Source organism: Flavihumibacter profundi (genome assembly GCF_020076305.1).
Classification (GTDB): domain Bacteria; phylum Bacteroidota; class Bacteroidia; order Chitinophagales; family Chitinophagaceae; genus Flavihumibacter; species Flavihumibacter profundi.
Genome location: NZ_JAIQXE010000004.1, coordinates 486,621 through 506,180, shown reverse-complemented (window position 1 = coordinate 506,180; position 19,560 = coordinate 486,621). Strand labels below are relative to the sequence as shown.

Here is a 19,560-nt window from a genome sequence, read left to right as displayed (position 1 = left end):
GGTTCAGTTTATTGGCTGACGATGCGCCCGTCTTCCATTACAATGATCCGTTTTGTTTTTGCGGCAAATTCTGTATCATGGGTTACAACCAGAAGGCTTTGGTTTAAATCATTGGCTAGCTTTTGGAAAATATCAAATACAATTTCACTGTTTTTCCTGTCGAGGTTTCCTGTGGGTTCATCAGCCATAATAATTTGTGGCTCATTAATCAGGGACCTGGCAATGGCTACCCGTTGTTTTTCACCGCCCGAAAGTTGTGTGGCTTTTTTGGCGGCTAGTTTGTCAATACCTAATATTTTCAACAATTCCATGGCCCTGTGTTCAATTTCTTCTAACGGCTTTTTTGCCAGTTTGCGCCCTGGCAGCATAATATTTTCCAAAACAGAAAATTCATTCAGCAAGTAGTGGAACTGGAATACGAAACCTATTTTTTCATTTCTGACCCGGGCCAGTTCTTTTTCTTTTAACCCGGTCATTTTTTCATTGTCAATCAGCAACTCACCCTGGTACGCAGTATCCATAGTTGACAAAATGTACAGCAAGGTAGATTTTCCGCAGCCCGATTTGCCGACCACAGAAACAAATTCTCCCTTATTGATCGTAAAAGAAATATCCTTCAATACAGCAATCGTAACCGGATCATTGAACTGTTTATAAATATGCCTTGCTTCCAGGATGATTTCACTCATATTATTTTCCTCTTATAATAACTACCGGGTCTACTTTGCTGGCTTTTCGAGCCGGAAAATATCCGGCGAAATAAGTCGTGACCAGCGAGAAAACTGCGCCAATAAAATAATACACCGGATTATAATTGATGGGGTAGGTTTTTACGGTCGGCAAGGCTGCAGTATTAAAAGGAATATTGTCAATTACATTTGACAATAAGAAACCCAAAAACAATCCTGTTAATCCACCAAAAAAGCCAATACTCAAAGCAATCACCAGAAATATCCAGTTAACATCCCGACCTGAAAACCCGGTCGCTTTTAATATTGCAATGGAATCCATTTTTTCATAAATCATCATATTCAGGATATTGTAAATGCCGAAACCGGCAACAATCAGCAATGTGATGCCAACGGAATAGGAAATGATGGTCCGGACTGTTGTGCCGGTTTCAAATTGGGAATTGGCAGTTTGTATATCTTCCGCATCAGCCTGGAAGGTTTTTGCATATTCTTTCGCAACTACCGGGGCCTGGTTAATGTCTTTCAATTTTACCTGGATATCGGTAATATAGTTTTTGGGTTCGCCCAGAAGTTTCTGTGTTGTAGCAATTGATGCAAAACTTTGGGTTTTATCCATTTGCTGGATACCCGATTGAAAATAGCCTACCACTTTTAAACGGAATAATTCACCCTTTGAGGTCGTCACTTGTACTACATCTCCGATATCTGCAAGTAACTGTTCCGCCAGGCCCTTACCCAAAACAATGGTATTGGATAAGTTTTTAATATCAGCGGAATTACCTTTCACAATGTAGTCATTGAAAAAAAATAACCGGCTCTCTGCTTCGATATCTATACCATAAATAACACCGGTAATATCAATATTGCCTTCATTGAAAAATACCTGCGCAGTGATCTTTGGCGATAAACCCAATACGCGAGGGTCATTTTTCACCTGCTTCATGATTGCCTCACTATTGTATATAGATTGCCTGCTGTTCCCGGCTTTTACCGATTGAATAAAATTGTAGCTGTCACTGAATCCAGGTGAACTATTCAACGGCTGCCGCTCATTGGGTTTAATTTCATTGTATATGCGCACATGGGCTGTACGGTTCAAAATCAATGCATCCAGCATTTTATTGAGTCCGGTCATAAAACTCAATAAAGTAACGAACATGGTTATGCTGAATGTCACTCCGATTGCTGCAACAAGGGTTTGCCTCCATCTTGCCAGCAACATTGAAATGGCGATATTGAAAATTAGTTTGGTATTCATTCGTCTGGCTTCATAATTGTTTCTCCTTCCTGAAGGCCACTGATGATTTCTGCTTTGCGGTAATCCTTAATGCCAACTTTAACTTCCTTTTTTTCTTTTTTTCCAGTCAGTACGTAATTGTCATCCACCAGGTAATTGCGTGGAATAGTCAGGGCTTTTTCTTTGGTCCTGATAACGATATTCGCTTCTGCAGAAAGGAAGGGAAAAAGTACCGGTGGCTTTTTGGTGAATGAAGCTTCAACTATAAAGGAACGCGACCTTTCATCCAGGATAGGATATATTTTATCTATGACAGCTTCAAATACATCCCCTTTATAACTATCAAGACTAATAATTACCAATTGCCCGAGTCTAATTTTAGCTATATCATATTCATCTACCTGCAATTCCACAAGGAAATCAGATGGATCACCAATTACTGCAACCGGACTTTGCTGGTTCACCGTTTCCCCTTTTTCTTTAAGGATGTCGTATACTTTCCCATAGCTTTCACTTTTAATGATAAAGTCATTTTCCTGTACAGATGAAATTTGCAGTGATTTTTTTGATTGCTTGGCAGTAAACTCAATTTGTTTCTTTAACTCATTATAGCGCAATAATGCAGCTTCATAATTGCTTCTTGAATTCGTAACAGCAAGCTCGCGCTGCTCCAGTTCATTACGGGTACCTATACCTGATGCCCATAGGTTTTTTTGCCTTTCATAAAGCGATGAGTCATTCTTTAACTTGCTTTGAATAACACTGATATTAACCTTTAATTCCTCAAGTTTATCAGCATTATTGGTTACATCGGCATAATCAGCGGCAATCCTCGCATTTTCAGACATTAGCCTGGCGGTTTCATTCTGTATTTTCATCAATGGGCTACCCTTTTTAACAGTGTCCCCCTCCTTTACATAAATGTCCTTGATTATGCCATTTACCGTAGCATAGAGTTGGTATTGGTTGCGACTTTTAATGGTGCCTGAAGCGTAAACTGATTCTGTGATTTTTTCAATGGTTGGTTGGGTTGATTCAGTTTTTTGCCGGCAGGATAAAAACGTCATTGCAAGCAGCAGTAAGTTAAGGCAGGAAAAAAGGGGGCGCATATTACTTGCTGGTTTCATATTGTATCCCCTAAAATTAGACTTTTAATTGTTTCCTTAATCCCCTGATTTAAGCCTGTTGTGACTGTTCAACTAATGACCTATTCGCTTAACTTTAAACTTCACCATTTTCAAAAAAATATTATGCGGATTAATTTCCTTAGTGGCCTCATTTCGATTGTTTACTCAATCCTGGTATTGGCTTCCTGTAATCAAATCGCTTCAAAGCCAGTTGAACTATCTTCCGACCTAACTGCCAGAAAGGTATGGTCTGCCGAAAAAGCAAATTCCTGGTACAGCCGGCAAAAATGGATAGTGGGTGCTGATTTTATTCCCAGTACTGCTATTAACCAGTTGGAAATGTGGCAGGCTGAAACTTTTGATTCCACTACTATTTCAAGGGAATTGCAATGGGCTAGCCAGATCGGGATGAATACCATGCGGGTTTACCTGCACCATAAGGCCTGGGAAGCCGATAAGGCTGGTTTTATCGGGCGGCTTGACCAATACCTCACCATTGCGAATTCTTATGGCATCAAAACTATTTTCGTATTCTTTGATGATTGCTGGAATAAAGACCCTAAAACCGGCACTCAGCCCGCACCGAAACCTGGTGTACACAATTCTGGCTGGATGCAGGATCCGGGTGATCCGTATTCAAAAGATTCAACACTTTTCCCTTTATTGGAATCTTATGTAAAAGCAATAATGGGTTATTTCAAAAATGACGCAAGGATACTTTTATGGGACCTGTATAACGAGCCGGGCAACTCTGGTAAAGGAGATAGCTCCTTTCCTTTATTGACCAATGTTTTCCGTTGGGCAGAAGAAGCCAATCCAGACCAGCCTGTTTCTGTAGGCATATATGACTGGAGCCTGGAAAAATTTAACCAGTTGATTTTGTCGCATTCTGATGTAATTACCTACCACGATTACGAGGAAGAGCCCATGCACAGGCGCACTATTGAAGTATTAAAGGCCAATGGCAAGCCTCTGATCTGTACTGAATATATGGCCCGAACCCGCAATAGCAAGTTCGAAAATATCCTTCCCCTGCTTAAGGAAAAAAATGTGGGTGCTATCAATTGGGGACTGGTTGCAGGTAAAACAAATACAATCTACGCCTGGGATACACCCATGCCGGATGGTAAAGAACCCAAAATCTGGTTTCACGATATCTTCCGGAAAGACGGTTCTGCCTTCGATCCTGAAGAAACTGAGCTGATTAAAACGCTTACAGGAACAAAATAATAAAACAGAAAATGAATAATCGGTTTACCATTTCCGCTAGAAATCCTAAAATAATATTTATAATAATATTATTGTTTTCCATTTTTGCCGAAAATCTGAAGGCCCAGCAACTACGTCCGCCAGCTTACCCACTCATAACCCATGATCCTTATTTTAGTATCTGGTCTACAACTGACCAGTTAAACGGGTCAACTACCAAACATTGGACTGGCACTGGTCATTCCCTGCTAGGGAAGATCAGCGTAGATGGTAATTTCTACCGGTTTATGGGCGATGAGGAAAAAAACTACACTACCATTTTGCCGGCAGGGGATGAATTGAATTATGCAGCTTCTTATACCGAAACTATGCCTTCGCGTGATTGGATACTACCAGCATATGATGAATCAAACTGGAAAAAAGGTATTGCCCCTTTTGGTGATGAAAAGGACCAGGTAAAGACACTGTGGACTTCAAAAAACATATGGATGCGCAGGAAATTCTTAATTAATGAAACTATTACACAACCGCTTTTCCTAAAGTTGCAGCACGATGATAACGTTGAAGTATACCTGAATGGAGAATTGGTATATAAACTAACAGGCTGGACCCATAAATTCGTTATCATACCCATAAATGAAGTAATTACCAGGAGCCTTAAAAAAGGGGAGAACCTGCTTGCCATTCACGTTGAAAATACTGATGGTGGGGCCTGGCTCGATGCTGGCCTGGTCACCGAATCCAAATCTTCCGCCAGCAAGCAAGAAACAAAGGCCATACAAAAAGGCTACCGGATTACAGCAACACAAACAAGCTATTCATTTGTTTGTGGAAAAGTAGACTTAACCCTTAGTTTCACTTCCCCTTTATTGATGAATGACCTCAACCTTTTATCCAGGCCTGTTTCATATGTGAATGCCCAGGTGAAATCAAATGATGGGAAAATGCATAAAGTAAAACTCTACCTGGATGCTTCCACAGATATTGCTACTAATACGGCTGCTCAGCCAGTCGTTGCAGAAAAATATTTTTCGGGTAATTTATCAATTCTTAAGTCGGGAACAAAGGAACAACCTGTTCTGCAAAAAAAAGGCGATGACTTGCGTATTGACTGGGGCTATTTTTATTTTGCAGCTCCTAAAGGTGCAGGGATTATCCAGGCTGTAACCAACTCATCAGGTGCGACTATTGCTGGTAAGGCGGAAGGGAAGCACCTTATATTAAATACTGTTGCGAACCTGGGCGATGTAGGTGGTTCTGCAAAAGAACAACTATTTCTGCTAGGCTATAATGATGTGTATTCGGTGCAATTTTTCAAGAAATACCTTCGGCCCTGGTGGAATTCAGATGGCACCATATCTTTTGAACAACAATTGGTAAATGCACTGGTAGAATATCCGTCTGTTGTTAAGAAATGTACAGCATTCGACCAGCAAATGCAAAAAGATGCCCGGGATGCCGGTGGTGATCAATATGCCCAGTTGGTATCATTGGCTTACCGGCAAAGTATAGCCGCCCATAAATTGCTTAAGAGCCCGGATGGTGAAATTCTTTTCCTGTCTAAGGAAAATTTCAGTAACGGTTCCATAAATACGGTGGATGTAACTTATCCTTCTGCTCCATTATTCCTTTTGTATAATCCTGATCTGCTGAAGGGTATGCTGAATGGAATATTTTATTACAGCGAATCTGGCAAATGGACCAAACCTTTTGCAGCCCATGACCTCGGGACTTATCCGCTGGCCAACGGACAAACCTATGGGGAAGACATGCCAGTGGAAGAATGTGGCAATATGCTCATTCTCACAGCAGCAATAGTGAAGGTGGAAAAAAATGCCGGTTACGCAAAAAAACACTGGGCAACCTTAAGTGCCTGGGCCGACTACCTTTCCAAAGAAGGATTTGATCCTGCCAACCAGCTCTGTACGGATGATTTTGCCGGGCACTTAGCCAGGAATGCAAATTTATCGGTTAAGGCGATTGTTGCCCTGGGTGGGTATGCGCAGATGGCCGACCAGCTCGGATTTACGGAGGTTGCCGCAAAATACCAGTCTATGGCCAGGGAAATGGCGCAGAAATGGATGCAGCTTGCTGATGATGGCGACCATTATGCCCTGACCTTTGAAAGTAAAGGCACCTGGAGCCAGAAATACAACCTGGTGTGGGATAAGTTGCTGGGACTGGGCCTTTTCCCAAAATCGGTATATGAGAAAGAGATTGACTATTACCTGACCAGGCAAAACATCTACGGATTACCGCTAGACAGCCGGAAGACATATACAAAATCAGATTGGATTCTCTGGACTTCCGTACTGACAGATGACCGGAAAAAATTTGAAGCTATTGTTGCCCCGGTATTCCGCTATGCCAATGAAACACCTTCCAGGGTACCTTTAAGCGATTGGCATGAGACCACTGACGGAAAAATGGTTGGATTCCAGGCCAGGAGCGTAGTTGGAGGGTATTTCATCAAGATGCTTGAAGCAAAAATGAAGCCCGGGAAATAATCCTGTTAATAGTCCTGAAATTATTGCTAAATAAAGTAAAAACCAGTTTCCTGTTTGGAACTGGTTTTTACTTTTGGTAGTACTATGAATGGCAGCGTAAAATATTTGAATAATAAGCTTGCACAGAATACTGCGAATGCTTACAGGCTTTCGGAATGAATAATGTATTGAGTTGAGTATTGCTTTCCACAGGTGAATCGAACTACATAGGCACCGGCAGGAAGATCCTTCATTTCAAGGTTCATTTGGGCTGAAGCTTTCTTTTCAGTGATTTTTTTCACCAGTTCACCTTGCGCATTAAAGACTTCGGCAGAAATGTCTTTCTGTTGCCATCCCAGCGGAGTCAACAATACTGATACTCCAGTAACCGGGTCCATACTGATATCTGTTTTTATGAAGTCATCTTTCTTTTTAAGGACAACCATTTTAACAGAAGAATATTCAAAATTACCCTGCATGTCCCTGGTACGCAAACGATAAAATACAGCCCCCATTGTAGTCGATGATTTTGCCTCATCAGTAAACTCAAACAAACCATCTTTTTCCATTTCAGTTTTTCTGAAGCTGCCAACTTGCCTGAAAATCTCACCATCAAGGCTTTTTTCTACTGAAATATCCTGCAGGTTATCCTGGTTAGGACTGGACCATGCCAGTTGAACCTGGTCTTGTTGCATCCTTGCCTGGAAGCCTACTATATTTGGCATATATACTTTTGTCAAATCGGGACCGGCATCCTTCAATTCGATCGTGTACTTGCTGGTTCCACCCCAGTTATTATTATTTCTGTTGATACCGATTTTGATCCTGATAACTGAAATATTCTTGTTCACAATGCTCAGCTTATCGGTATTGTTTATTTTGTTTTTTGTGCCATTTTCAGTACCCCATTTGTTTTCAGCGCGAAATCCGGTACCGGTGGCTGAAATCATCAGGTTAGTGATTTCTGAATCGTATACAATCTTGCTATCCGGGCCAAGATTACATTCTGCAAATTCCTGTGCTGATCCGAAATTATTAAGTCCTGATACAGATGTAGTGATCTCAGGAATATTATGGTAATTGTTGTATTGTGTACTTGAAGAGTTATGGGGAACGAAAGTGAAGCTGAATTCAATCCATGAGGGCCCGTTAATATCCTGGTATTCAACTTCAGGCTGGAAAGAAGAAATATGGCCGGCTGCATCATGGTTAATTTGTTTCAGGGTTACACCGGGTGTTATACCTTCAATTTTTATGATACAATCAGAAACAGGTTTGCCGAAAACATCCTGTGTTACAGAGCTGAAGCGATACATGGCACCTCTCTGACCAGCGGCACCACCGATTAATTTGTAATTCGTAAAACTGATATTTTGGGCGGAGATAGATCCGGAGGATAGCAGGAAAGCTATCAAGATGAATGTTTTAATTTTGTTTACCAAAACCTGGCTAGACAAATGGGGGTACAAAGTTTTCATAAAATCAACTGTGGGTAAGGAAATATATATTCCTCATAGGTATTGTTGCGAAACTTTGGTTTTCAAAGATTTTGGAATTTTTAAAAATTTTCCTGCCGCGCAGGTTACATTATTACCGATCAACTGTACAAAGATTGTTTCAGAATTCGGAAAATACAAGTATTGATAGTGTTTTTTCGATGAATGGACTGCTATTGTCGAGTAGTTGTACCCAATACCAGCCTGCATTTCAGTAAAATTAGTAGTTTAACTAACTGTTTTTTAGTAGATATCCTAAACGGAATAATTAAATTACGTTGTATCAATTAGTAATTCATGAATGATCGCGTAAAAATCCTCGAGACAAAAATATTATCTGATAATTGGTATATACTTAAGAAGATCATTTTTGATTACCGTGATAATAATGGTGTATGGCAACAGCTTAACCGTGAAGCATATGACCGGGGAAATGGTGCAACAATATTATTGTATAATAAACAAGCCGGAACTGTAATTCTCACCAGGCAATTCAGGTTGCCAACCTACATTAATGGTAATGAAACCGGTATGCTTATTGAAGCTTGTGCCGGACTTTTGGATAACGACCATCCTGAAGATTGTATCAGGCGCGAAACTGAAGAAGAGACTGGTTATAAAATTAAAGATGTTGAAAAAATATTTGAAGCGTATATGTCACCAGGCTCTGTCACTGAAATCCTCCATTTTTTTGTTGCTGCTTATGAAAAGGAAATGAAATTGGGTAAAGGTGGTGGAGTGGCACAAGACCATGAAGATATTGAAGTGCTTGAATACAATTTTAAAGATGCACTGGCAATGGTAAGATCTGGTGAAATAAAGGATGCTAAAACAATATTGTTATTACAATATGCACAAATTAACGGCTTGCTGCTGTAACTTTAAATATGTTTAAAGAAAAACCTCTTCCTCTTGTTTTATTCAGCTGTATTGTAATCCTGGTGACTGCAGTAATGCAGTACAATCAACCCGATTACAGCTTTTTTGATGGCGGCTATATCATAGCTATCCTGCTTACTATATTTTTAAATGACGATAGCTATACACGGATTTTTGGTTTTTGTGGCCTTGCACTTGTTTTGGTTTCGTCCTTTAACCCTGACTCATCAATCCCTGCGCCCCAACTATTTCTGCAGCACTTATTTTCTGCTGTTGTAATCATAATGACCATGCTACTGGTTATATACCAGAAAAAATTATACAGGAGTCTTGATAGGGAAAGGCGCCAGGTTACTGCACTTTTTGAATTTGCCACGGAAGGAATTATTCTTACAAATGGCAATGGGGAAATTATTCTTGGTAATCCCGAAGCAGAAAGATTATTGGGTTATAATAAAAATGAATTACTTGGAAAAACCATTGAATCGCTTATTCCACAGCGGTTTCAGGCAAACCATGTTCAATACCGGGAAAATTTTGTGGAAAACCCCAGTAATCGCAGGATGGGTCAGGGGCGTGACCTCTTTGCCAAAAAGAAAGATGGTTCAGAGTTTCCGGTTGAGATCAGCCTCAGTCATTTCAAACATAAAAAGCAAAATTTTGTAATTGCTTTCATTATAGATATTACGCAAAGAAAAGAGGCTGAAATAAAATTATTGCAACAGAAGGAACAACTGGAAAAAGTAACCAATGATGTACGGAAACTAAACGCAAACCTTGAAACAAAGGTGGAAGAGCGGACGCTTATCTTAAAGGAAGCCCTGCAGGAACTGGAGCGTTCGCAGCATGAACTGGAGGAGGCGCTGAACAAAGAAAAAGAGTTGAACGAAATAAAATCGCGCTTTGTGTCGATGGCATCCCATGAATTCAGGACGCCGCTGAGTACCATATTATCCTCTTCTGCTTTAATTGGCCGTTATCAGCAAACGGAAGAACAGCCACAACGAGATAAGCATATTTTACGTGTAAAAGATGCTGTTAAGCACCTGAATGATCTGCTGGAGGATTTTCTCTCCTTTGGAAAACTGGAAGAAGGCAAAGTGGAAACCCAAATTTCCAGTGTCAATATTCATAACCTGGTTGAAGACCTGGAAGATGAATTGAAGCCGATGCTTAAGGATGGACAAAAGATTGATACCATTCTGGTGGGGGATGCCCATTTTTCAACAGACAAACGCCTTATTAAACATATCCTGATTAACCTTCTTAGCAATGCGGTTAAGTTTTCGCCAACAGGTACATCAATACGAATAACAGTAAATAATCATGACCATACACTTAAACTGGTAGTGAAAGACAGCGGAATTGGTATCGCAGAAGAAGACCAGCCTTATTTGTTTGGTAGTTTTTTCAGGGCGAAGAATGCTTTTAATATCCAGGGTACCGGATTAGGCCTTCATATAGTAAAGCGCTATATAGACCTGTTAAATGGGGAAATTCTTGTAGAAAGTGAACTTAACAAAGGGACAACTTTCACCGTGACCTTACCTGAAGGTACAATCATTTCAGTGGCATAATTCAGCCTTACCCCTTGCTGATTCCAGCACGGGGCTAATGTAGGGGATGCCTAAATTTAGGCCACGTAAAATTAACAATACGCCCATCAGGGCAATAACAACCGGGGTGAGTTTTTTAATCTTGTTGCGTAGTGTTATACTTGCCATATATCCAAAGAGACTAAGTGCCAGCATAGCTGGAAAAGTGCCTAAGCCGAATGAGGCCATGAAGATGATCCCATCTGTAAAATTATTGGTACTTAATGCCCCGGCAATAGCCAGGTAAACCATGCCGCAGGGCAGCAGCCCGTTGGCCATACCCAGCAGCAGGAAGGAAGATGGCTTGTTATCTTTGAGCAAATGCCCCATCCATTGTTGAATCCTTTGCTGCAGGCGATTGAAAATTGTAGGCTGTATGTTTGATTTATTTTTGACGTACTGTATCAATAATGACAGTAAAAGGATCCCTAATCCAATAGAAAACCATCGCTGGAATCCTGCGAGATAAACCTGTCTTCCCAGTCCGCCGAAAATGGCACCCAGGCTTGCATAGGTAATAATTCTTCCACTATGATAACCTAAAACGGCAATCTGTCGGTCTAACCGCCCCAGGTTTTGTACCGGAAGAGCAAATGCAATAGGACCGCACATGCCAACACAATGAAAACTACTGATGGCGCCTAAACTTAATCCAGCTATGATTATATCCGCGTACATTATTTTACCTGCAGGTAGGAATCCTGGTAATATTTTTTGTTATTGGCCATCCAGCTTACCCGGACACGGTATGAGGCAGTACTAATGTCTTTGTCAATTGGTATAACCTGATGACCGGCGGGGTCGGGGGCCAGCGTAAAGTTCCGGTCTTTTTTTGAATCAGACGGGCAATAAAAATTTATTCTACCACTTATGGACTGGTTGTACATTTCCTTTGGAAGTTGCAGCAGGATTTCATTGCCCTGCTGGCTTATAACCGTTTTAGAGCCCAAATCATTGGCGTTTTTTGTGGCATCAATTACCTGCTGGTACTCCAGCTCATCCTGGTAATAATTTTTTGATACCAGTTCATAGTCTGTTTGTAAAGTCTGGTAAACCAGGTAAAGCATTATGGCACCAAACAAAATAAAGGCGATAAGCAGTTTGTGTCCGAAGTTCAGCGTCATAGCTTATTGATTTATGGGCCCGAGAAAATTGGTTTTCATGTGGTCAAGTTCTTTTTCTCCTTCATATAAATAAAGCCGTAATTCTGTTTTCCGCTCATGTATAGCCTTTTTGGGAAGTACAATAAAAAATGAACCAGAACCCTGCCCTTCTTTTTTTACAATAATCGGACCCCCACCTATAATCTCCACTTTTCCATCACCCCTTTCCATCCGAACAGTCATGGGAACATCCGCCATCGTTTTATTGGCCACTTTTATATTATAGAGATTAGTGATACTGTCGGCCCCTCTTTCCTGGTATAGCATACCCGGTGTCCTCATAATTGTGGCGTCTATATCTTTTCTGGTCAGGAGCAGGGTGGATAATATAACGAGCAGGACCATTAATAAAGCTGTATATAATTTCATCCGCGTGGTATAGCGCAATGGCTCACTATTCTCAATACCGTTTTCCGAAGCGTACCGGATAAGTCCTTTTGGTCGCCCCACTTTTTCCATGATATTATCACAGGCATCAATACAGGCTGTACAGCTAACACATTCCAATTGTGTGCCGTTGCGGATATCGATCCCCGTTGGACAAACTTTAATGCACTGCAGGCAATCTATACAATCCCCCAATCCAAGCTCTTCTTTCTGGCTAACTTTTCCACGGGGTTCGCCTCTTTTATAGTCGTAGGCTACAATGAGTGAATTCTGGTCCAGAAGAACCCCCTGAAGGCGGCCATAAGGGCAAACAACGGTGCATACCTGTTCCCTGAAAAAAGCATATACACCGTAGAAAACGCCGGAGAAAACACAAAGGGACAAGAACCCTACGAAGTGCTCTGAAACGGGTTCTGTAATAATTTTCCAAAGTTCCTTAATACTGATAATATAGGCCAGGAAAAAATTGGCAATTATAAATGACATTAAAAAAAAGACAAGGTGTTTGCTTACTTTTTTTACAATTTTTTCTGTGTTCCAGGACGATTTTTTCAGTAACCGTTGCTGGCTCGCATCACCTTCGATCAGGTATTCAATTTTTCTGAAAACCATTTCCATAAAAATGGTTTGCGGGCAAACCCATCCGCAAAACAGTCTTCCAAATGCGGCTGTAAATAAAACGATGAAAATAACGAAGGAAACCATCGTTAAACCGAAGATGAAAAAATCCTGCGGCCAGAAAACCTGGCCGAAAATGATGAATTTCGCATCAGGGATATTGAACATGAAAAAGGGCCTTCCGTTTACATAAATAAAAGGCAATAACAGGAAAATCAGGAAGAATCCCCAGCTTACATAAGTGCGCATATTGGTATACCTGCCCCTTGGTTTCTGGGCGTAAATCCACTTGCGCTTTCCCTTTGCATCAACTGTAGCCAGGTGGTCACGAAAACTGATATCTTCCTGTTCTTCTATCATGGAAATTATCTTTATTTGGCGGACCGACTGGGTGTAGTACTATCTTTACTATTAGGGTTGGCAGTTGAGTCTTTGGGAACTGCAGTTGATTCTGGTGTGCCAGATTCTGTATACAGGTCACCTTGTTTTTCTTTTCCGTTCGGCGGATTTGTTCCGTGAATCGATTTGATGAAACTCGCTAATTGTGCAATTTTTACCGGGCTCAGGTCATCCTTCCAGGATTTCATTCCTTTCTCCGGATACCCATATTTAATGGTTTTAAAAATGTCGTTGATCTTTCCGCCATGGATCCAGTAATCATCCGTGAGATTTGGACCAACGCCACCTTCACCCAGTTTGCCATGACAGGCTGCGCAATTTGTTATGAAAGTTGACTGGCCTGCTGCTATACCGCCGGCATCCAGCATAACCACAGTATTCTCATCCACTTTACTTGCTGATTTTTTAAGGTACTCTTCCTGTTCTGCAGCGGCCTTATTCATAGCAATTTCATATTCTTCTTTAGAAGATGGGGCTGTATGTACAACATGGTAACGCCACAGGTAAATTACTCCAACGATTATAGTCAGGTAGAAACCATATAGCCACCAGGGCGGAAGACGGTTATCCAATTCACGGATGCCATCATAATCATGCCCAAGATCTATATCGGCTTCCTGTTCAACTGGCCTGAACCGGTTGAATTTTGACCACCAGTTTATTTTTGGTCCTGCTGCTTCCGCCGTTTCAACTGAAATAACTTTTGCTTTTTCTGCACGGATAAGCAATTGGAGATTGTATATCAGGTAAAGTATGCCCACTAATTCAATCCCTATGATGAACAGCATGAAATAGAAAGCTATCGGGTCCATTCCCCCGATTCTGGCCTGACCTGCTTCTGCTGCAGCATCCTGTGCAAAAGTTGCAGGGGACACCATCAATAGTACAAGGAGGATAGAAATGATTGTAGAAGAGGAACTACTGCCAGGTTCTGATTCCTTTGCTGATCTGCCCAGGAAAACACCGGCTGCGCCGTTTACTACCCAGGCCAGTAAGGCCAGTATAAGCGCCAGGGCACTGATGATGATTAACAGGGTAATCGCCAATGGATTTTCAAGAGCGTTAGTAGGAGCCGGGCCTGTAGCGCCTTTTGCCCACGCCGTTGCCGACGCGGCAAGCAAAAATAATACAATGGCCATGGCTTTTGTTCCTGCCTGCAGTTTGCCCTTTATTTGATCACTAAAAAACATATGGTTGTTTTAAGAATGAGTTGGGTTATTGTTGTCGAGGGGAATCCGGCTGATTTCTTCAATCAGTTTTTTATCCGCTTTGAAGGTCCACACTAATATGCCAAGGAATAGCACACTGAAAATAAGTAGCGAACCCAATCCGTATATGCTTACGCCGGCTATCGATTCCAGGTAGTTTATAAATTTCATGTTGTTCTTTTTTTAATGTTCATTCTGTTCAAAATTCACTATTTCTGTGCTGTCTGTTCACCCTTTATATCCTTACCCAGCCTTTGTAAGTATGCGATTAACGCTACAATTTCCTTGTCTTTTGCAGTTTCCAGTTTTTCCATTTTCAGGCTGACCCTTATACCATTTGCCTGGTTCATCAGGTCGGCATTGGCTTTGTTCGCATATCCCTCTTCGTAAGGAACGCCCAGTGTTTGCATAGCCCTGATTTTTGCCGGTGTGCTGGAAGTATCAATATTGTTCTCGTAAAGCCAGGGATAGGATGGCATGATTGAACCCGGACTCATAGATTGGGGGTCCATCATATGGTTAAAATGCCAGCTATCAGGATACTTGCCACCTTCACGGGCCAGGTCGGGACCGGTTCTTTTTGATCCCCACTGGAATGGATGATCATAAACAAATTCACCCGCCTTTGAATATTCACCGTAACGTGCTACCTCATCCCGGAATGGCCTGATCATTTGGGAATGGCAGGTATAGCATCCTTCCCTTACATATATGTCACGGCCCTGTAATTCAAGTGGTGTGTAGGGTTTCACGCTGGAAATGGTGGGGATATTGCTTTTTATAAGGAATGTTGGAACCATTTCCAGGATACCGCCAATGGCAACTGCAATAAAACTGAAAACCAGCATTTGGACGGGTCTTTTTTCGACCCAGCGATGCCAGTGTTCCTTGCCATGCACAGGAATTACTTTGGGCAATGGCGCTGCTTCAGCCTCTTCATTTGCCACAAAACTTCCGGCTGCCATAGTCTTATATAAATTATAGACCATAATTAAAGCACCGGTCAGGTAAAGCGTTCCACCAATACTCCGGGAAACATACATGGGAATGATATGCGTAACGGTTTCAAGAAACTGAAATTTCAACTGGCCTTCTTCGGTAAACTGCTTCCACATCATGCTTTGTGTAAATCCAGCCCAATACATGGGAATTGCATATAGAATAATTCCAATTGTTCCGATCCAGAAATGCGTTCCGGCTAGTTTTTTGGAATACAGTTGAGTATTGTACATCCTGGGGATCAGCCAGTATAAAACGCCGAAGGTGAGGAAGCCGTTCCAGCCAAGCGCACCCACATGCACGTGGGCAATTATCCAATCGCTGAAGTGAGCAATTGCATTTACGCTTTTAAGGCTTAGCATAGGGCCTTCGAAAGTGGCCATGCCATAACAGGTTATCGCCACCACTAAAAATTTCAAAACAGGTTCTTCCCGTACTTTATCCCATGCGCCACGGAGGGTGAAAAGTCCATTCAGCATACCACCCCAGGATGGGGCAATTAGCATTACAGAGAATACAACCCCGAGTGATTGCGCCCAGTCAGGCAGGGCGGTATACAAAAGGTGGTGCGGACCAGCCCAGATATACATAAAGATTAATGCCCAGAAGTGAATGATCGACAAACGGTAAGAATATACCGGTCGATTAGCCGCCTTGGGCAGGAAATAATACATCAATCCGAGGTATGGTGTGGTGAGGAAGAATGCAACGGCATTGTGACCATACCACCATTGTACAAGTGCATCCTGTACGCCGGCATACCAACTGTAACTTTTCAGGATACTGACCGGTAACTCAAAACTGTTGACAATGTGCAACATGGCAACGGTTACCCAGGTGGCGATATAAAACCAGATCGCTACATATAAATGGCTCTCCCGCCGCTTAAGGATAGTACCGAACATATTGATACCAAAGACTACCCAAACCAGGGTAATGGCAATATCTATAGGCCATTCCAGCTCCGCATATTCCTTGCCGGTAGTATGTCCTGTCCAGAGCGTTAATGCAGCACTTAAAATAATAAGCTGCCAGCCCCAGAAATGGATTTTGCTCAGCAAGTCGCTGAACATCCTCGCTTTACAAAGGCGCTGGAGGGAATAATATACACCCATGAATATACCATTGCCTACAAAGGCAAAGATCACTGCATTGGTGTGTACAGGTCGCATCCGGCCAAAAGTGGTTGGGGCAAAACCCAGGTTAAGCGGAGGATAATACATCGCGATGGCGATCCAAAGGCCAACCAGCATGCCTACAATACCCCATAGCATGGTGGCAAAGGCAAACCATTTTACCGTCTTGTTGTCATAACTGAATTGTTCAATCTGCATATCGGGGACTGTTTATCGGGTTATTTTTTTGAACTTTCTTGTGAAGGTTTATCATCGAAAAGCATACGGACCGGAGGGGAATAATCATCATCATACTGACCGCTTTTAACGCTCCAGATGAAACCGGCCAGGAAAATGGCTGCAACAAAAATGCTTGCCAGTAAAAGCAGGATGATTACACTCATTTAACGTTAAATTTTTGTAAATGTATCGGCTGCTGGCTCTGTGAGCCATGACCCCACTCAATGCCTAATCTGATTTTTATCATGTTTATAATTTTAACCACCTGGCTACAAGGTTGGTGCTTCCGTAAGTGAGACCGATAATGCTGATAGAACTGGACGGCATCAGGATGGCGGCTACCATCGGGGATAAGTTACCCTGTACAGCGAAATACAGGCCTATAATATTATATACGATACTCATCATGAAACTTGCCAGGATGATCTGTTTATTGGCCCTGCAAAGCCTGATAAACCGGTTTAGTTTCCCTAATTGCGCTGATTCAAGTATGCCATCACTGGCAGGGGTAAACGTATTGCAATCTTCTGCCATGGCAATACCAATGTGGCTTTCCCGCATAGCAATGGCATCATTTAATCCATCACCAACCATCATTACCCTTTTCTGGTGGTCTTTCAATTGCCGGACATATTCCGATTTATCAGCTGGTTGCTGGTTGAAGAGGAGGGTGGTTTTTTTGCCGGCAAGGTTGCGCAGGGTGGACCTTTCGGAAGCGTTATCTCCTGAAATCACGGATAATTCAAAATCCGACTGTAAATCCTGTAATAAATCATTCACAGCATTGCGGTAGTGGTTGCGGAAACTGAAAAAGCCCAGAAGCTTGCCTTCCCTCGAAACATATACCCTGGTACCACCCGGATGCGTGTTTTTTCCGGTTATGAATTGCTGTGACCCCAGTGCATAAAGATCTCCGTTGATCAGTCCCTCAATGCCCCTGCCGGTTTTTTCATGAAATCCCTGGACAATAAGGCTGTTCCGCCCAAAATGCCTGGCCAGGGCCTTGCTTAGCGGGTGCCCGCTTTGTGCAGCAAGCGCAGCAATAGATTCCTGTGCAGATTTTGACAGCGGTTCTCCTTCATAAATTATATCATGTAGCTGGGTGGTTGTAAGGGTTCCGGTTTTGTCGAATACAATATGGTCTATGGTGGCAATATCTTCAATGGCCTGGGCATTCCTGAGGTAAAATTTATTCCTGCCCAATATCCTCAGGATATTGCCATTAGTAAAAGTGCTCGATAATAATAACGCACAGGGGCAAGCGATAATGAGTACCGCAGTTACTGCCGGCCATATGCGGACAGGATCATTAGCCCACCAATATAGTGCCGTAAGAGATGCTATCGTTAGAACGATATATGTGAAATACCGGCTCAGGAGGTGCACAAAGGAAATCCCTTTTTCTTCAGTTGGCTGATTATTGGGCTGGTTCCACAAGCGGGTAAGGTAGCTTTGGGATACTTCCTTTACAACCAGCAATTCCATATTGCCCCCTGTCTGTTTGCCGCCGGCATATATGATTTCACCAACTTCTTTTAATACTGGCAGCGATTCACCGGTTACAAAACTATAATCGATGAAGGCCTTGCCCCTGGTAAGGATGCCGTCTGCAGGAACAAGTTCTTCATTATGTATCAGGAGGGTTTGCCCGGGTTGTATATCAGGCAGGGCCATGGGCACCTCCTGGTCATCCTTCAGTACGGTTACCGCAATGGGGAAATACGACGTATAATCTCGGTCAAAGGAAAGTTCCTGGTAGGTTTTGTCCTGCAAAACCCGGCCAATAAGCATGAAGAAAACGATACCGGAAAAAGAATCAAAATAGCCACTGCCTGTATTCGTCAATACCTCAAAAACGCTCCTGAAAAAGGTAACCCATATAGCCAGTACAATCGGGGCATCGATATTCAGGAAGCGGTGCTGAAGGCTTTTCCAGGCTGATTCATAAAAGGGTTGCGCGCTGAAAATCAAAACTGGTACTGATAGCGCAAGGTTCAAATACCTGAATGTATGTAAAAGGCTGGTTTCAATATTTTTCAGCCCCAGGTATTCAGGAAAACTCATCAGCATTATATTAACAAAACAAAATCCGGCTATCCCCAACTGATAAATCATGGTACGGGGCAGGCGGGGCTTTTTTTCCTTCAGCTGGTTTAGGGAGATGTAAGGTTCGTAACCAATACGGGTAAGCAATTCGGCAACTTCCCGCAGGCTTATTTTTTTATGGTTGAAAATGATATCGGCTTCTTTACGTGAAAAGTTTACCGTTGTTCGCACAATACCCGGGTGGATTTTATGCAGGTGTTCAATGAGGTAAAGACAGGAACTGCAATGGATATGGGGCAGGTAAAAACTGATATGGGTTTGTTCCTCATTGCGGAAACTGATCAGTTGCCCGGCAATTTTTTCATCGTCGAGGAATGCAAATTTATTTTTCCTGATCGACTGGCGCAGGTTTTTGCCGGGATTGTTATTGAGGTCATAGTAATCGCACAACCCATGGTCATTCAGAATTTGGTAAACTGTTTTGCAACCTTCACAGCAAAACTGTTTCTCAGCAAGTACGATCTTTACTTCACCGCAATCTTCTCCGCAATGATAGCAGGCGGTTTGTTTGTTCACTGTAGCTGGCACCCTTATTTTTGGGGCTAAGCTATCGGTAATCGCCCCGTCCTTTACTGATAATTCTCAGGAATAGAACTGATTTTTC

At 42.2% G+C, this 19,560-nt stretch carries 16 protein-coding genes; 4 read left to right on the top strand and 12 right to left on the bottom strand.

The features are described from left to right. Positions 1-8: 8 nt before the first annotated feature. Genes LAQ65_RS20515 through LAQ65_RS20505 form a run of 3 tightly spaced genes read right to left on the bottom strand, consistent with a single transcriptional unit; the run spans position 9 to position 3,056 of the window. On the bottom strand, positions 9-689 hold the full coding sequence (locus LAQ65_RS20515) for an ABC transporter ATP-binding protein (RefSeq protein WP_224118890.1): 681 nt from the start codon (positions 687-689) through the stop codon (positions 9-11). A 1-nt stretch (position 690) separates the two neighbouring features. Beyond that, a complete protein-coding gene (locus LAQ65_RS20510) occupies positions 691-1,950 on the bottom strand; it encodes an ABC transporter permease (RefSeq protein ID WP_224118889.1) in 1,260 nt (419 codons plus the stop codon). Then, on the bottom strand, positions 1,947-3,056 hold the full coding sequence (locus LAQ65_RS20505; RefSeq protein ID WP_224118888.1) for an efflux RND transporter periplasmic adaptor subunit: 1,110 nt from the start codon (positions 3,054-3,056) through the stop codon (positions 1,947-1,949). Before LAQ65_RS20505 ends, LAQ65_RS20510 begins: the two co-directional genes overlap by 4 nt. Before the next feature lie 123 nt (positions 3,057-3,179). On the opposite strand from LAQ65_RS20505, the gene LAQ65_RS20500 reads away from it, so the two are divergent. Both LAQ65_RS20500 and LAQ65_RS20495 read left to right on the top strand, forming a co-directional pair. Further along, positions 3,180-4,286, top strand: coding sequence for a cellulase family glycosylhydrolase (locus LAQ65_RS20500; protein WP_224118887.1), 1,107 nt, complete (start codon positions 3,180-3,182; stop codon positions 4,284-4,286). An 11-nt stretch (positions 4,287-4,297) separates the two neighbouring features. After that, positions 4,298-6,772 (top strand): glutaminase family protein, encoded by a 2,475-nt coding sequence (locus LAQ65_RS20495; RefSeq protein WP_394369740.1) that lies wholly within the window; start codon positions 4,298-4,300, stop codon positions 6,770-6,772. Positions 6,773-6,912: 140 nt separating this feature from the next. Here the strand turns inward: LAQ65_RS20495 and LAQ65_RS20490 are convergent, their stop codons facing one another. Next, positions 6,913-8,166 (bottom strand): T9SS type A sorting domain-containing protein, encoded by a 1,254-nt coding sequence (locus LAQ65_RS20490; protein WP_224118885.1) that lies wholly within the window; start codon positions 8,164-8,166, stop codon positions 6,913-6,915. Between the two features lie 378 nt (positions 8,167-8,544). Here LAQ65_RS20490 and nudK point away from each other — a divergent pair, with 378 nt between their 5' ends. Both nudK and LAQ65_RS20480 read left to right on the top strand, forming a co-directional pair. Further along, entirely contained in the window at positions 8,545-9,126 is a 582-nt protein-coding gene (nudK, locus tag LAQ65_RS20485; protein WP_224118884.1) for a GDP-mannose pyrophosphatase NudK, read from the top strand. Between the two features lie 8 nt (positions 9,127-9,134). Next, a complete protein-coding gene (locus LAQ65_RS20480; protein WP_224118883.1) occupies positions 9,135-10,703 on the top strand; it encodes a sensor histidine kinase in 1,569 nt (522 codons plus the stop codon). Here LAQ65_RS20480 and LAQ65_RS20475 read toward each other — a convergent pair. From LAQ65_RS20475 to LAQ65_RS21135, 8 genes are all read right to left on the bottom strand, one after another. Then, complete coding sequence (locus tag LAQ65_RS20475; protein WP_224118882.1) at positions 10,692-11,399, bottom strand: sulfite exporter TauE/SafE family protein; 708 nt, start codon at positions 11,397-11,399, stop codon at positions 10,692-10,694. The genes LAQ65_RS20480 and LAQ65_RS20475 overlap by 12 nt on opposite strands. Continuing rightward, positions 11,399-11,845, bottom strand: coding sequence for a FixH family protein (locus tag LAQ65_RS20470; RefSeq protein WP_224118881.1), 447 nt, complete (start codon positions 11,843-11,845; stop codon positions 11,399-11,401). The genes LAQ65_RS20475 and LAQ65_RS20470 overlap by 1 nt, the downstream gene beginning before the upstream one ends. Positions 11,846-11,848: 3 nt before the next feature. Further along, a complete protein-coding gene (gene ccoG, locus LAQ65_RS20465; protein WP_224118880.1) occupies positions 11,849-13,249 on the bottom strand; it encodes a cytochrome c oxidase accessory protein CcoG in 1,401 nt (466 codons plus the stop codon). A gap of 11 nt (positions 13,250-13,260) precedes the next feature. Continuing rightward, on the bottom strand, positions 13,261-14,478 hold the full coding sequence (locus LAQ65_RS20460) for a cbb3-type cytochrome c oxidase N-terminal domain-containing protein (RefSeq protein WP_224118879.1): 1,218 nt from the start codon (positions 14,476-14,478) through the stop codon (positions 13,261-13,263). 9 nt (positions 14,479-14,487) lie between these two features. Continuing rightward, a complete protein-coding gene (locus tag LAQ65_RS20455; RefSeq protein WP_224118878.1) occupies positions 14,488-14,667 on the bottom strand; it encodes a cbb3-type cytochrome c oxidase subunit 3 in 180 nt (59 codons plus the stop codon). Between the two features lie 38 nt (positions 14,668-14,705). Then, entirely contained in the window at positions 14,706-16,829 is a 2,124-nt protein-coding gene (gene ccoN / locus LAQ65_RS20450; protein WP_224118877.1) for a cytochrome-c oxidase, cbb3-type subunit I, read from the bottom strand. A 20-nt stretch (positions 16,830-16,849) separates the two neighbouring features. Further along, positions 16,850-17,014: a cbb3-type cytochrome oxidase assembly protein CcoS gene (ccoS, locus tag LAQ65_RS20445; protein ID WP_224118876.1), complete on the bottom strand. Its 165-nt coding sequence runs from the start codon at positions 17,012-17,014 to the stop codon at positions 16,850-16,852. 85 nt (positions 17,015-17,099) lie between these two features. Next, positions 17,100-19,472 carry a heavy metal translocating P-type ATPase gene (locus LAQ65_RS21135; RefSeq protein WP_224118875.1) on the bottom strand — a complete coding sequence of 791 codons (2,373 nt, stop codon included), beginning with the start codon at positions 19,470-19,472 and terminating at the stop codon, positions 17,100-17,102. Positions 19,473-19,560 lie beyond the last annotated feature (88 nt).

Coding starts and splice junctions, on each gene's coding strand:
- LAQ65_RS20475 (WP_224118882.1), bottom strand. CDS start 11,399: ATGTACGCGGATATAATCATAGCTGGATTAAGTTTAGGCGCCATCAGT.
- LAQ65_RS20480 (WP_224118883.1), top strand. CDS start 9,135: ATGTTTAAAGAAAAACCTCTTCCTCTTGTTTTATTCAGCTGTATTGTA.
- ccoG (WP_224118880.1), bottom strand. CDS start 13,249: ATGATAGAAGAACAGGAAGATATCAGTTTTCGTGACCACCTGGCTACA.
- LAQ65_RS20505 (WP_224118888.1), bottom strand. CDS start 3,056: ATGAAACCAGCAAGTAATATGCGCCCCCTTTTTTCCTGCCTTAACTTA.
- nudK (WP_224118884.1), top strand. CDS start 8,545: ATGAATGATCGCGTAAAAATCCTCGAGACAAAAATATTATCTGATAAT.
- LAQ65_RS20455 (WP_224118878.1), bottom strand. CDS start 14,667: ATGAAATTTATAAACTACCTGGAATCGATAGCCGGCGTAAGCATATAC.
- LAQ65_RS20510 (WP_224118889.1), bottom strand. CDS start 1,950: ATGAATACCAAACTAATTTTCAATATCGCCATTTCAATGTTGCTGGCA.
- ccoN (WP_224118877.1), bottom strand. CDS start 16,829: ATGCAGATTGAACAATTCAGTTATGACAACAAGACGGTAAAATGGTTT.
- LAQ65_RS20460 (WP_224118879.1), bottom strand. CDS start 14,478: ATGTTTTTTAGTGATCAAATAAAGGGCAAACTGCAGGCAGGAACAAAA.
- LAQ65_RS20495 (WP_394369740.1), top strand. CDS start 4,298: ATGAATAATCGGTTTACCATTTCCGCTAGAAATCCTAAAATAATATTT.
- ccoS (WP_224118876.1), bottom strand. CDS start 17,014: ATGAGTGTAATCATCCTGCTTTTACTGGCAAGCATTTTTGTTGCAGCC.
- LAQ65_RS20515 (WP_224118890.1), bottom strand. CDS start 689: ATGAGTGAAATCATCCTGGAAGCAAGGCATATTTATAAACAGTTCAAT.
- LAQ65_RS20470 (WP_224118881.1), bottom strand. CDS start 11,845: ATGACGCTGAACTTCGGACACAAACTGCTTATCGCCTTTATTTTGTTT.
- LAQ65_RS20500 (WP_224118887.1), top strand. CDS start 3,180: ATGCGGATTAATTTCCTTAGTGGCCTCATTTCGATTGTTTACTCAATC.